The sequence below is a fragment of the Nostoc sp. ChiSLP03a genome (assembly GCF_034531215.2).
Taxonomy (GTDB): Bacteria; Cyanobacteriota; Cyanobacteriia; order Cyanobacteriales; family Nostocaceae; genus Nostoc.
Map to the genome: position 1 here is coordinate 60,073 of NZ_JAVRBQ020000027.1, position 12,987 is coordinate 73,059.

Sequence of the window (12,987 nt, forward strand, 5' to 3'; positions counted from 1 at the left end):
GAATTACGAATTATTTAGAGGTATTCATGCCCTGGATAGCAGGACAACAATTGCAAAGTGGCAAATATGTAATTGAGCAAGTTCTGGGACAGGGGGGATTTGGGATTACTTATAAAGCTTTGCATGTTGAACTAAATCAGACAGTTGTAATTAAGACACCTAATGAATATCTCAGTCACGATCCGGAATATGAAAAGTATATACAGAGATTTATCCAAGAAGGGCGCACACTTGCACGCTTATCAGAAGACCCTCATCCTCACATTGTGGGAGTGATTGATTTGTTTCGGGAAGGTGCTACCCACTGTTTAGTGATGGACTTTGTTGAGGGAGAAAATTTGTTTGAGACGGTGAGGCGTAGAGGAGCTTTAGCAGAAGCAGAGATTCTACCCTGCATCCGCCAGATTGGGGAAGCTTTGAGCGTAGTGCATCAAGCAGGTTTAGTACACCGAGATGCCCACCCTGGAAACATTATGGTGCGGAGAAATGGCAAAGCCGTCTTAATTGACTTTGGAATCGCTAAAGAACTTTTGCCTAAAACCTTGAGTTCAACAGGCAATGCGGGTAATCATGGATTTGCACCGTATGAGCAGATGACTAGGGGGAGTCGAGAGCCAACTGTTGATGTTTATTGTTTGGCAGCTACACTTTATTATGCGGTGACAGGTCAAAACCCCACAACTTCTTTAGCTCGTAGGGTTGATGACGTTCCTCTAACTCCACCAAAAGAAATTATTTCAGGCATTAGTGACCAATTAAATCAAGCAATTCTCAAGGGTATGGCGCTGGAGGCAAAAGACCGCCCCCAATCTATGCAAGCATGGTTGAATATGCTAGAAGCACCAAAAGCAATGCCTCCACCACCTGTTGAGCTAGTTCATAGAACAGAAGTTGTTCGTTCCAAAGCCAAGCTCTTAGAGCCAATTCCAAGTAAACTACGTACTAAATCATCTAGAATTATTCCCTGGGGCTGGTTGATTGGTACATTATTAAGCTACCTATTGATAGGCTACTTGTTAGCAGCGTCTAACCCTCCGTATATAATTTGGGCTGTGGCTGCGGCTGTAGCTGTGGCTTGGACTGTGAGTGTGACTGGGGCCGAGACTGGGGCTGGGGCTGAGACTTGGGCTGGGGCTGTGGCTTGGGCTGTGCCTTGGGCTGTGGCTGTGGCTTGGGCTGTGGCTGTGGCTGGGGCTTGGTCTTGGGCTGTGGCTGGAGATAAATTACTAGAATCTTTTAGCAAATTTCATACTTTTCTAATTTTAGCTAGCACTTCTAGTCTAGGCTTGGGTTTGGGATGGTTAGGACATAGGATTTTTAATACAGGTTCATAGCTTGCTCAAGCTCTAGAAGCTAAATGACAAAAGATTTTGTAGCTGTTGTATCGAGTAGAGAAGCGATGTCTAAGGACAAGCTGCTGCGGTCTATGCACCTTTAACCTCATACCCAAATATTAAATTTCCGGCTCAATACTAAGCACTGATTTTAAGAGTGTTGTTATAGAAGATAAGCTAGGTAAATAAACTGATATCTACATTAAAATAGTCCGCCAACGCTTTTGCTTGAGTTTTATTAATGGTGCGATCGCCATTAACAATTTGCAAGGCAATTTCCAATGAACCAATTACCTCAGCTAATGCTTCTGTTGTAGTATCGCGTGCGTCCATCAGATGCACTAACATCGAATTGGGCGTACCTTGGGGAATTGGGTAATGGGTTTCTTCAAACTGCTCAATTAAAGTCACCAACAGTTGCAACAGCATTTCTTCTTCTGGTGTACGATTGGGACGATGTTCTAAGGTTAATACAAGTGCGATCGCTTGTTCGTTTTCTGCATCCGTGGTAATAATTTTTGGCTGATACTCGGCTAGCAATTTACCATAAGATTCTGGATTAAAAGTACGGGTCATTTTTCCATTTATCCTTATCATATTCAGCGTGAGTCAGGACATATTTAATATAGATTCTTTGAGTTTCGTAAACAATATCAGCAATCAAACGGTAATTGTTTCCTTTAATATTAAATACAGTGAAGTTACCAACTGCTTCTGCTTTTGGATAAATAGCCTGAACTTCAAGCAGATTTTTCCATTCAGCTTTAGTTGCTATCCTATACCAATCATAAAGTGCTTCCCTTGCATCTGCATGTGCCTCACAAAATTCTCGTAGAATTCTGCGACTAATAACGTGCATTTAAATTTACTCTAATTACGATTCTTAAATTTTCTCTTAAATTCAGGGTTTTATAAAGCTGCCACCTAACCAAGAATCTCCCGAATTCAATTCGGGAGAGTGTCAAAAAACCCAAATGTATTGTCTTTATAAAGCAACAACCTCTTGCTTAGGCTTCCGCACTGGACGCTTGCGTTCGCTGCGACGAACGCCCCCTGCCATTTTGTATTCATCACTATTCTTGCCATACTTTGCAGCTACACTGACTAACACATGTTCTGTTAGTTCCATCAGCGACTTTTCGGCTAATTCAAAGGTTCCCTGAGTTAGATCCACGGTGGAGAGGGTGGAGTTATAAGCTTCCAACTTGTCCTGTGTTTTTTTGATGGCGTCGGCAAAGGTGTCAATAGTGATTCCATTACCTAAATCTAAGGTGGGACTAATCGATTTCAAAGCCGCAATTCGACGCTGTGCCCTATCAAGTACTTTAGACCCACGTGTTCGACGTGACATAAATAACTTTCCTTTTATCGATCGTGTACTAAGATAAAAACTGACTTCTATCCTGTCTTTATACCATTAGGATAAACAAAATCGCGGCGATCGACACCAGCAATATTCAGTATATAAAACCTATTTAATACAAAAATTAGCATATTTATTGCGTGAATTTATTGAAACTTATCCGAATTCAACAACCGCTTGCCCGAATTCAATAAACGCTTGCCCGAATTCAACAAACGCTCGAACGAATTCAATAAACGCTTGAACGAATTCAACAAACGCTTGAACGAATTCAATAAACGCTCGACCGAATTCAACAAACGATCGCCCTGATTCCTCATGCTTAATCTATGTAAAAATATTTAGAAAAACATCTTTACAAGTATAAAAATATACTTTATTATGAAAGTATAAGAAAGGCGATCGCCCTCGCGCAAGAGTCTGCGATCGCCTTCTTTTAACCCCAAAATCGGAGTCAAATATTATCATGGCACAATCAAAAAAGTTCGCCAAATCACAACCAACCCAGTTTCTTGGCACACAAGGCGGTGACGTACCTCCTTTGTATTCATCTTTCCAAGACTCATCACCCAGAAGAGAACGAATTAAACATTTATTAATTGGTTCACCCAAAGCTGTTACCGCCACCATTCACTTGTTGCATGTTTTGGGCTACGCAAATGTACGTAATTGGAGTCCACTACTACCAACAGCTAATTCCAATGAAGTTATGAGTATTTTAACCCGTCAGATTTTGACGCAATAATAGACTTCTTGGTATTTGTCGGGGAAAGGGTAAAGGGTAAGGGGGAAAGGAATAACAAAAAACCTTTAACCTTTAACCTTTACCCACGAGAGTGCAAAAGTTACTTTTGCCAAGAGGTCTAATTCGCTGTGCTACCCTTATTCTCTTTTAGGCATCATTATTATACAGTACAAATATACTAATTAGCTGCTAAAATGCTTTAAAAGTCAGCTAGCCTTGCTTGAGGTAGTATGAAAAAAATTCCAGACACGGACAAAAAGCCCATTTTGCTGTTCCAGCCTACATTTGTAACTACTGCGATAGTGCCACTGCAACCCCAAGAAAAAAAAATCATCAGCGAACGGGAGCGTTTTATAACACAAGTCGAACGCATCAATCAGATAGCGGCAGAATTAGAAGCAGCGATATTAGAGTTGAAAGCGATCGCTAACAAAATGAATACTCAAAAACGTTGCCCATTCTTGATAAAAGAGATATGCAAAAATATTTGTCAGTATTTCGCAGTTAGCATCCCTTGGGTGAAACGAAAGTCTGACGAATCATTTATTTTGACAACGCGAAAAGTTGATTTATTTCGAGCCGAAAGGGAAGCTGCACTGCTAGCACAGCAACTTCGTCAGCAAACCAAAAAAAGATTAGCATCGCAGCGACACAGAAAAAATAAGAATGGGGCTGAAGCAGACACAAAACGCTTCTTCAAAAAGGTATTAGTCAACAAATCTTAAGATTATAGCAAGGGACTGGGGACTGGTGACTGGGGATTAGGTGAAAAGTCTTGTTGTGTCTAAGTTTTATCATCTGTTAATGTCCTAACCACCAAGGCTTGTGCTATATCAACATTCAACGGCAGATCGCCTCTGAGGTTGTAACAGTTATGCTGATTGAAGTGGCAGAAGGAACTTATTTCTCAAAATTGCTAGATACTACACTGCCATTATTTCTTTGCAACCATAGTTGGTGACAAAGAAACAAAGCCGCCCTAATATTTGCACTTCCGTAAAACCAGAGTGTAACATCAGGGACAATCGATCAGCGCCCAGAAGAGGTAAAAAGAAGGTGTTAAAAACACTTTTAGTGATTGCCGTTGGTTTTTTACCGTCCCTGTTTTCCCTGTGGATGATTCGTAGAACCCAGCGATCGCGCTTGCGGATGAGGCAAGCAGCCATGAATTTTCCAGTGGTACAGGGACGGCAAAACCTTAGACCTGTGGAAGGCGATCGCTATTATTTAGAAGGGGTGGGTTATCTGATTGGCGATATCAGCTGCAAATTTAATGCCCGATCTGGCTACATCCGCTGTGCTATCAATCCCGAAGGCCCGTGTAACGGTTGCCGTCACTACGAACCTAGAGAATTAACTGATAATGAAAAAAGCACTTAAGATTCCTTACTCAATACTCAATCCACTCTCGTGGGAAAAGGTTTTGGTTAAAAAGGAAGGGAAAATACAAAACCTTTACCCTTTCCCCCTTTCCCTTTTGTCGACAAATGCCAAGAAGTCTAATAATTTGTATTTACAAGCACTTTGAATATTTCTCTTTGCATGGTGAAATAAGAATGATTTAATAGAATTCGTGCAAAAGTGTAAATCTGCATCATTTTGTTTGCAGATTATGAAAATTACTATTAGCTTTTGCCGAATATCTCATAACTAGATGATTATCCAACGATGAACAACGCGATCGCTCGGACAACAGCATTATTATCAACTTGCGCTTTGCTACTAACAGGCTGTGGTGGTGGCACTAGCACAGTGACAAATTCTCCCACTAATAGTCCAAATAGTACTCCAAATAGTACCCCTAATAATACTGCAACCAATACCCCAGCAACAACGGATACATTATCAAGTGGTATTCCTATTGGTATTGGTGTTGCCCAAACTAGCAATGTGGCATTACTGGGTCAAGAGCAAGTCGCTGGAGCTAAACTTGCCCAGAAGTATTTTAATAGTAAAGGTGGTGTTAATGGTACACCAATTAAATTAGTTTTTCAAGATACTAGCGGTGATGAAGCAGGAGCAATTAACGCTTTTCAAACTCTAATTAATAGAGATAAAGTTATTGGAATTGTCGGCCCAACTTTGTCACAGCAAGCCTTTAGTGCCGATCCCATTGGCGAACGGGCAAAAGTACCAATTATTGGCCCATCAAATACTGCTAAAAATATTCCCGAAATTGGTGATTACGTTGCTCGTGTTTCTGCACCAGTTTCCATCGTTGCACCTAATTCGGTGAAAGCGGCACTTAAGCAAAATCCCCAACTGAAAAAAGTCGCAGTTTTCTACGCCCAAAATGATGCATTTAGCAAGTCAGAAACGGAAATTTTTCAGCAAACAGTTAAAGATCAAGGGCTAGAATTGGTAACAGTGCAAAAATTCCAAACTAGTGACACAGATTTTCAAAGTCAAGCAACCAATGCGATTAATCTCAAACCAGATTTGGTAATTATTTCTGGCTTGGCTGCTGATGGTGGTAATTTAGTTAGGCAATTGCGGGAACTGGGTTATAAAGGTTTAATTGTCGGTGGAAATGGTCTAAATACATCGAATTTATTGCCAGTTTGTAAAGCACTTTGTGATGGGGTATTGATTGCTCAAGCCTACAGTCCAGAACATCCAGGTGAAATTAACACGGCATTTCGTAAAGCTTATATTGAAGAATATAAAAAAGAACCACCCCAATTTAGCGCCCAAGCTTTTGCAGCAGTGCAGGTTTATGTCGAAGCACTCCAATCTTTAGATAAAAAGAGCAAAGTCAACAAACTACAGCTACCAGAATTACGGACGCAGCTAAACAAACAAATACTTGAAGGAACATACAATACACCATTGGGTGAAATTGGTTTTACTCCTACAGGTGAAGTTGTGCAAAAAGATTTCTATGTTGCCCAAATCAAAATGGAAAAAGATGGAAGTCAAGGTAAATTTACATTTCTAAAATAGTTGCTCCATGAATATTAATATCTTTTTGCAGCAATTATTAAATGGGTTATCCATTGGCAGCGTCTATGCAATTTTTGCCTTGGGATATACCTTGGTTTATTCGATTTTGGGCATTATTAATTTAGCTCATGGCGCGATTTTTACCTTGGGTGCATATTTCACTTATGCACTCATGGGTGGGAACTTTGGATTTAATGGTTTGCTGGCTAATGCAGCCTTGCCGATAAAATTACCATTTGCTATATCCTTGATTTTAGGAAGCACTTTGGCGGGATTGGTAGGAGTAGTGATGGAACGCGTTGCTTTTCAACCTTTGCGCCGTCAAGGCTCCGATCCTTTACTAACTGTTGTTTCCAGCTTGGGGGTAGCAGTGGTAATTGTGAATTTAATTCAATATTTAGTAGGTGCGGAAAGTTACACATACCCCGCAAATACTTATGGTAATTTGCCACCTGCGATTAACTTTGGTAGTTCAGAAAACCCAATTCCGATTCGCAGTGTTCAGGTGGTAATTTTCACTGTGTCAGTAGCAATCGTGGTAATTCTTACCTATTTTATCAATCGAACTAAATATGGTAAGGCAATGCAAGCGATCGCAGAAGATCCAACTACAGCTAGTTTGTTAGGAATTAATAGCGATCGCTTTATCATCCTAACATTCTTCATCAGCAGTTTTTTAGCAGGATTAGCAGGAACTTTAGTTGCCTCTAGTGTTAGTATTGCAGGGCCATATTTCGGCATTGCTTTTGGTTTGCGCGGTTTAGCAGTAATTGTCTTAGGTGGTTTAGGTAGTATTCCTGGTGCGGTGGTAGGAGGTTTGTTAATTGGATTAGTTGAGGCATTTGTCCCTGTTGATTATTCTGGATATAAAGATGCAGTAGCTTTTGCAATTTTGTTTATCATGCTATTAGTTAGACCCCAAGGTTTGTTAGGGCGGCGGTTTATTCAGAAAGTTTAAAGAGACGTAGCGCTATGAAAACATACACCAAACAAAAGTTAACTTTTGATCAATTTTTAGAACAGTGTCCAGAGGAGGGTTTATATGAACTTGTGGATGGAAAAATTGTAGAAGTGTGTGCAACCAGAAATCATGATGATGTCGCTAATTTTCTATTGTTTAGTTTCAAAGATGAAATTAAACGTCTAAATCTTAATTACGTAGTAAAAAACACAGCAGTCTTTAAAACTATAACTGCCAATGGCATAGAGCAAGGGCGCAAGCCTGATGCAAGTGTCATAGATAAAGATAAATGGCGCTCAAATCGTTCTGCTTATGCTGCACTTGAAGAACCCATCCAATTAGCTGTAGAGGTGACATCAACTAATTGGGAAGATGACTACATTGATAAATTAGATGAGTATCAACGCTTAGGTATTACAGAATATTGGATTGTAGATTATTTGGCAATTGGGCTAAGAGAGTATTTGGGAAATCCAAAAGTTCCGGCTGTGTTTGTTTTTCTCTTAGATGCTGAGGGAAAATACCAATGCACACACTTTAGAGGCTCAGAACGAATTGTGTCACGAACTTTTCCTGAACTGACGCTGACAGCAGAGAAAATCTTAACAGCTTAAAAGTTGGCAAAAGTGATAGTTTGATTGAGCTTATATAAAAATATTTTAAAATAAAATGGCTGATTTCTTTGCTACTTACGCTTCTTTAATTGTCTCTATGGTATTGGGGGCGTTACTAGGGTTATCGCTTTACTTACCGCTAATGACAGGACAATTGTCTTTAGCTAGTCCCGGATTTTATGCTTTAGGTGGATATATTGCCGCAATTTTATCCACAAAAGTTTTTACATCTAGCAGTAGTTTATTTCCAATTCCTTTGTTGTTATTGGAGATGTTAATTGCAGGTGTAATTTCTGGTTTTTTGGGTATATTAGTGGGAATTCCAGCGTTACGCTTGCGAGGAATTTATTTAGCGATCGCAACTATCGCTTTTGTGGAAGTTCTGCGCGTCATCTCTCTCAATCTAGATATTACAGGCGGTGCTGTCGGAATTTTTGGCATTCCTCAACCTTTCCAAACACAACTCGAATATTTATGGATTGCTTTGCCATTACTATTAATTAGTATGATACTACTTTATCGTTTAGAACGTATCCGCGTCGGCAGGGCTTTTATCGCTATCCGCGAAGATGAATTAGCTGCGGGTGCAATGGGAATTGCTCCTACTTATTACAAAGTTTTGGCGTTTACGTTAGGGGCTATGCTTGCAGGGGTTGTAGGTGCAATTAGCGCTCACTTCCTCAATACCTGGAATGCTCGTCAAGGTACTTTTGATGCCAGCATTATATATTTAACTTTTGTTTTAATTGGTGGTTCGAGAACTTTTTTAGGCCCGGTAATTGGAGGTATGGTATTTACAGCTTTACCAGAGATTCTGCGAAGCCTCGCTGATACTGGTGGTTTACCTAATTGGTTAGCACAGTTTTTGCGAGATGGTAGATTAATTATTTTTGGGTTACTTATAGTAATAGGTACAATCTTTTTCCCTCAAGGGCTAATTACTCCAGATGTTTTTCAAAGAAAAAAACGAACCGTCAAGCACGCAAAGGGCGCAAAGGAATAAGAGTTTCAGAGAGTTATTGCGTAAGTTTTATATTCTGCAAAAATGGCACATAGTATTCCAGCAGCTAACAGCAATATTGTCTTAGAAGCAAGAGCATTAACTCGCCGCTTTGGTGGTTTAGTGGCTGTAAATAATGTATCTTTTAGTGTAAATAAACATGAAATTTTTGGACTGATTGGCCCTAATGGTGCTGGTAAAACAACACTGTTTAATTTGATTACTGCTTTTATTCCACCTTCTAGCGGTCAATTAATTTATCAAGATGCAGAAGTTTCTCGACTGCGTCCTCATCAAATTGCGGCTTTAGGTATCGCGCGTACCTTCCAAAATATCCGCTTGTTCGGAGAATTATCGGCATTAGAAAATGTGATAATTGCCCGACATTTACACACCAAAAGTAATATGATTACAGGTGTTTTAGGATTACCACCAGCGCCTCGTGAAGAATTGAAGACTAAGCAAAAAGCTTTCGATTTATTAGATTTGGTGGGATTAAGCGATCGCGCTGACGAAAAAGCCAAAAACTTTGCTTACGGCGATCAGCGTCGGCTAGAAATTGCCCGTGCTTTAGCATTACAACCGCAAATTTTACTTCTCGATGAACCGGTGGCGGGAATGAACCCAAATGAAAAGCAGCAACTCAGTGCATTTATTCGCAGCCTGCGCAATGATTTCAATTTGACGATCGTTCTGATTGAACACCATGTACCATTGGTTATGGGTTTGTGCGATCGCATTGCTGTATTAGATTTTGGGCAATTGATTGCTTTGGGTGAACCATCTGTAGTCAGAAACGATCCGGCTGTAATTGAAGCTTATTTGGGAAATGATTGATAACTAACTTGAGAATTATAAAATCTGTTGCAATTCCTCAATAGTATTTGCAGTGACAATATTCCGTAAAATTGTCTTTAAACGCTCTAAATCCTGAATCTGGTTAATTTCTGGCATCAATTGTAAGCCGCGATCGCCAAATTTCAACTCTAAATTAATTTCAATCGCAGAAAGTATTCCTTGCAGTTCCCCGCGTGCTTCTCCGCGTGCTTCTCCTTCGCGTAAAATTTCTTGATACCAAGGTGACTCACGTAATACGGTCATATCCCACCTCATAATTTTTTGAACGAGTGTATTCTCTAAAACAAACGTAGCAAAAAAAGCTAGAACTGTTTCTAGTTGGTTGAGTTGTTCATCAGCACGAAGAATTTGCAATGCTTCTCTAATAATAAATTCATTTTCACCACCTTTGAGAATGGGTACAAATGGCAGTAAGGATGGTAAGGGTTGTTGAAAAGCAATATTGACATCAATTTCCCACAGATTAATTACTCGATAATCTTGGATTGCCCGTAATCCGGCAATATTTGATGTAAAGCTTGTGGGTATTTCATTGTTACCAGTTTTAAGAATGTTGATCAGAACGGGGTATGTTGGTAAGTTATATTTTTCTTCTGCAAGCGCAGTATAAGCACGCATCCGACGCGGCATTTGGGATTTATAGCGTAATTGCAATTCGTTAAGAAGCAAAAATTCTCCATGTTGTGGACTACTGACACGGATTAAAACATCACTTTCCCGGCTAATCCACTGAAATTCACTATTTAGAATTTCCCCAGCAACAATATCAGGAATTTGTGTTACCCATTTTGCCCAGTTATTGGGTGCGAGGCTGATTAATTTTTTGGTACTGACATCAGCAGGCTTTGTCATCAGGGTGTAGATGCTCTCAATAAGTCAGATTTATCGTAACTTGAAGTGTGGCATTACATTTAACTAATTTCCAACATATTGAGAGATGGTGGGAGATTATTTTTAGTGTTTCTACAATGATTAGTTTAAATTCTCCGTACCCTTAAACGTGGAATTGTGAAAAATCTAAAGGCGATCGCACCTGTGAAATTTATATAAACAAAATACTCACAAATTCGTCTAAAGAATTCACTGCGATCGCACTATCCATTAAATTTTCTAATTTTTCCACACTCTCGCCCTCAAACCTTACTTCTACTTCATGGGGAATTTCACCAAAGCGTTGTTCCAATACCCGAATTAGCTGCCGTCGCGCGCCTTGCTGAATACCTCTTTGCTCAATTTCGTGATACCAAGGCGATTCTCGCAATACTGCCATATCCCACCTCATGATTTCTTGCACTAAAGGCGTATCTAAGACAAAGCTAGCAAAAAATGCCAGCAATGATTCTAACTCGTTCAGCTGTTCATCTGCTCGTAGCGCCTCTAATGCGCGTTGCACAACTGATACCTCTTCCCCTCCTCGGAGGATTGGCACAAAGGGTAACAACGATGGTAATGGTTGCTCAAAGACTATTTCAGCATCGATTTCCCACAAATTGATCGTGCGATAATCTTGGATAGCACGTAATCCCAAAAATTCCTGCTCGTAACTACTGACAATAGTTAAGCTGGATGAAGGCGGTAAAATGTTGATCAGTACTGGGTAAGTTGGCAATCGATAGCGTTCTTGTGCCAAGGCAGCATAAACTCTCATCCGTAGAGGCATCTGTGTTGTGTAACGCAACTGTAGTTCATTGAGTACGAGAAAATCCCCGTGAGTGGCACTGTATGCTTTCACTAACACATCTGTTTCGCGGCTAATCCAGTGAAACTCAGAGCCGAGAATTTCTCTCGCCACCACTTCCGGACGTTGTGTTACCCACTTTACCCATGCATCGGGAGCTAAATTAATTAGTCCTTTGCTACCAATATCTGCTACTTTTGCCACTGGACGCTTGATATATTTATCAGTAATTAATGGTACATCATAAAGATTGCGGTATTATGGCGTTAGTTTGAAGTTGAAGCAATAGACTTCTTGGCACTGTTTTAAGAAATGTATGATTGATATATCTTAGAGGGTGAATGAACAAGTATTTTTGGTAGCATTTAAGTCCCAGAAACCTAGCCTTCCTTCCCTACAAGGGAATGGGGGTTTCAAAGCCTCTATGCGCTTGCTTAACGGCAGGCTGATGCCAACGGGGAGAGGTTTTGAGAGGGGTTTATAGTATACTTTGCGACTTTTCAAACAACCTCTTAGATTTTGAATCAACATTTCTGGATGTAAACCGCCGATGAAAGCCGATAGTAAACCAGACTATACAATTTTAGAAGTTCAAGAACTTGATGTTAATTATGGCGGCATCCAAGCTTTAAAAAAGATTAATTTAATTATTAAAAAAGGTGAGGTAGTTACTCTAATCGGTGCTAATGGTGCTGGTAAAACTACTACACTCCGCGCTATATCTAAAGTAGTTAATCCTAAGAGTGGCAGAATTATCTATAATGGACATAATATTACTCGTCGCCAAACTCACGAAGTTGTCCAACTTGGTGTCGCCCATTGTCCTGAAGGACGTAGAGTATTAGCGCGGCAAACTGTATTTGATAATTTACTTTTGGGTGCTTATATTCGTTCCAATCAAGCCGAGATCAAAGCAGACATTCAGCGCCAATTTGAGCTATTTCCCCGTTTGTCACAAAGACGCAATCAACTAGCAGGAACCCTCAGCGGTGGCGAACAACAAATGTTAGCGATCGCTCGCGCTGTCATGAGTAAACCACAACTGTTGCTTTTAGACGAGCCTAGCTTAGGTTTAGCACCTGCGATCGTCCGGGAAATCTTTTCTATTATTGAAAATCTCCGGGCTACAGGCGTGACTATTTTGTTAGTTGAACAAAACGCAAATTTGGCGCTGCAAATTGCCGATCGCGGTTATGTTTTAGAAGCTGGTTCTATTACCTTAACAGGAGCAGCATCAGAATTGATTAGTGATGAGCGAGTTAAAAAAGCTTATTTAGGGTAAATATTAGACTTCTTGTAAAAGTAGGGAAAAGGGTAAGGGGAAAAGGGGAAAGGAACAATAAAAAACATCAATCCCTTTTCCCGCCTCTTGCAAAAATCATTTTTGCAAGAGACTCTATGAACGGAACTCACAAGGAACAATAAAAATATCTCTTCCCCAGTCCCCAGTCCCCAGTCCCCAGTCCCCAGTCCCCAGTCCCTATTTTTAAG

Annotated in this window: 15 protein-coding genes; 10 read left to right on the forward strand and 5 right to left on the reverse strand. The window is 40.2% G+C overall.

Annotated elements, in window-relative coordinates; genetic code table 11:
- Nucleotides 1-26 precede the first annotated feature (26 nt).
- Nucleotides 27-1,334: a serine/threonine-protein kinase gene (locus RMY32_RS03350; protein ID WP_322712313.1), complete on the forward strand. Its 1,308-nt coding sequence runs from the start codon at nt 27-29 to the stop codon at nt 1,332-1,334.
- A 177-nt stretch (nt 1,335-1,511) separates the two neighbouring features.
- Here RMY32_RS03350 and RMY32_RS03355 read toward each other — a convergent pair whose 3' ends face one another.
- The 3 genes from RMY32_RS03355 to RMY32_RS03365 all read right to left on the reverse strand — a co-directional run bounded on the left by RMY32_RS03355 (nt 1,512) and on the right by RMY32_RS03365 (nt 2,685).
- A complete protein-coding gene (locus tag RMY32_RS03355) occupies nt 1,512-1,910 on the reverse strand; it encodes a transcriptional regulator (protein ID WP_322712315.1) in 399 nt (132 codons plus the stop codon).
- On the reverse strand, nt 1,894-2,193 hold the full coding sequence (locus RMY32_RS03360) for a type II toxin-antitoxin system HigB family toxin (RefSeq protein ID WP_322712316.1): 300 nt from the start codon (nt 2,191-2,193) through the stop codon (nt 1,894-1,896). The genes RMY32_RS03355 and RMY32_RS03360 overlap by 17 nt, the downstream gene beginning before the upstream one ends.
- A gap of 126 nt (nt 2,194-2,319) precedes the next feature.
- On the reverse strand, nt 2,320-2,685 hold the full coding sequence (locus RMY32_RS03365) for a hypothetical protein (RefSeq protein WP_322712318.1): 366 nt from the start codon (nt 2,683-2,685) through the stop codon (nt 2,320-2,322).
- Nucleotides 2,686-3,163: 478 nt separating this feature from the next.
- Between RMY32_RS03365 and RMY32_RS03370 the strand changes: the two genes are divergently transcribed.
- From RMY32_RS03370 to RMY32_RS03405, 8 genes are all read left to right on the forward strand, one after another.
- Nucleotides 3,164-3,442: a hypothetical protein gene (locus RMY32_RS03370; protein WP_322712319.1), complete on the forward strand. Its 279-nt coding sequence runs from the start codon at nt 3,164-3,166 to the stop codon at nt 3,440-3,442.
- 230 nt (nt 3,443-3,672) lie between these two features.
- Complete coding sequence (locus RMY32_RS03375) at nt 3,673-4,167, forward strand: hypothetical protein (RefSeq protein ID WP_322712320.1); 495 nt, start codon at nt 3,673-3,675, stop codon at nt 4,165-4,167.
- A gap of 331 nt (nt 4,168-4,498) precedes the next feature.
- Entirely contained in the window at nt 4,499-4,822 is a 324-nt protein-coding gene (locus RMY32_RS03380) for a DUF6464 family protein (RefSeq protein WP_322712322.1), read from the forward strand.
- 288 nt (nt 4,823-5,110) lie between these two features.
- Nucleotides 5,111-6,385: an ABC transporter substrate-binding protein gene (locus RMY32_RS03385; protein ID WP_322712324.1), complete on the forward strand. Its 1,275-nt coding sequence runs from the start codon at nt 5,111-5,113 to the stop codon at nt 6,383-6,385.
- Nucleotides 6,386-6,392: 7 nt separating this feature from the next.
- Entirely contained in the window at nt 6,393-7,343 is a 951-nt protein-coding gene (locus RMY32_RS03390; RefSeq protein ID WP_322692446.1) for a branched-chain amino acid ABC transporter permease, read from the forward strand.
- Between the two features lie 14 nt (nt 7,344-7,357).
- Nucleotides 7,358-7,960 (forward strand): Uma2 family endonuclease, encoded by a 603-nt coding sequence (locus RMY32_RS03395; protein ID WP_322712325.1) that lies wholly within the window; start codon nt 7,358-7,360, stop codon nt 7,958-7,960.
- A 55-nt stretch (nt 7,961-8,015) separates the two neighbouring features.
- Complete coding sequence (locus RMY32_RS03400; protein WP_322712327.1) at nt 8,016-8,963, forward strand: branched-chain amino acid ABC transporter permease; 948 nt, start codon at nt 8,016-8,018, stop codon at nt 8,961-8,963.
- Nucleotides 8,964-9,005: 42 nt separating this feature from the next.
- The gene (locus RMY32_RS03405; RefSeq protein ID WP_322712329.1) at nt 9,006-9,797 is read left to right on the forward strand and encodes an ABC transporter ATP-binding protein; all 792 of its coding nucleotides are present in this window, start codon (nt 9,006-9,008) and stop codon (nt 9,795-9,797) included.
- Nucleotides 9,798-9,812: 15 nt separating this feature from the next.
- On the opposite strand, the gene RMY32_RS03410 is transcribed toward RMY32_RS03405, so the two are convergent.
- Nucleotides 9,813-10,670: an Rpn family recombination-promoting nuclease/putative transposase gene (locus RMY32_RS03410; protein ID WP_322712330.1), complete on the reverse strand. Its 858-nt coding sequence runs from the start codon at nt 10,668-10,670 to the stop codon at nt 9,813-9,815.
- A 190-nt stretch (nt 10,671-10,860) separates the two neighbouring features.
- A complete protein-coding gene (locus RMY32_RS03415) occupies nt 10,861-11,700 on the reverse strand; it encodes an Rpn family recombination-promoting nuclease/putative transposase (RefSeq protein WP_322712332.1) in 840 nt (279 codons plus the stop codon).
- A 346-nt stretch (nt 11,701-12,046) separates the two neighbouring features.
- Between RMY32_RS03415 and RMY32_RS03420 the strand changes: the two genes are divergently transcribed.
- Nucleotides 12,047-12,778 carry an ABC transporter ATP-binding protein gene (locus tag RMY32_RS03420; RefSeq protein ID WP_322712333.1) on the forward strand — a complete coding sequence of 244 codons (732 nt, stop codon included), beginning with the start codon at nt 12,047-12,049 and terminating at the stop codon, nt 12,776-12,778.
- The last annotated feature ends 209 nt before the right edge of the window (nt 12,779-12,987 follow it).